Source organism: Polaromonas sp. P1_G2 (assembly GCF_056405515.1).
The window spans coordinates 1-467 of the sequence record NZ_JBFUBY010001074.1 but is presented as its reverse complement, the minus strand read 5'-3'; the positions used below and the strand labels follow the sequence as shown (position 1 = coordinate 467).

Here is a 467-nt window from a genome sequence, read left to right as displayed (position 1 = left end):
TTTCATGGTTGAGCGGCCGGCTGCGATCAACGATAACAGCTTGCTCATGCTCGTCGGTCCGCATCGGCAAGGGAGCGCAGACCACTTCCGAAAGATTGGCCGCGGGAACGACATAGAGGCCGAAAGCGTCAGGGTTGACGACCGAGATCAGCCGCGGCACGACACTGTCGAATTCGAAGACGATTTCGAAGCGATCGCTGTCAATCCTGGCGAGATGCTGTTTGAGGCCACGCAGGCGGAAGCCGAGATATTTGGCCGGAAAAGCGAAAAACTCGCGCAAATGATTGAAGCCGCTGAAGAAGCGGTCGTCATAGCCGAACAGCGAGGTGTGCGGCTCGAAACCGACGGGTTCGATGGCCTGGCTTCCGAGCGGCAGAACCTTGGCGTCGCCGAATTCGTCTTTGTAGGAAATCGACAGGCGTCGCAGTTTGGAAAACAACTGCTCGTAGAGCAACCCGGCGTCGCTC

The 467-nt window shown here is 57.8% G+C and carries 1 protein-coding gene; it reads right to left on the bottom strand.

Annotated features, from left to right (window positions below; all coding sequences use genetic code 11):
• Positions 1–467, bottom strand: a 467-nt coding sequence (locus tag AC1D0P_RS29120; RefSeq protein ID WP_477679915.1) for a type VI secretion system baseplate subunit TssF, incomplete at both ends; no start/stop codon positions are given.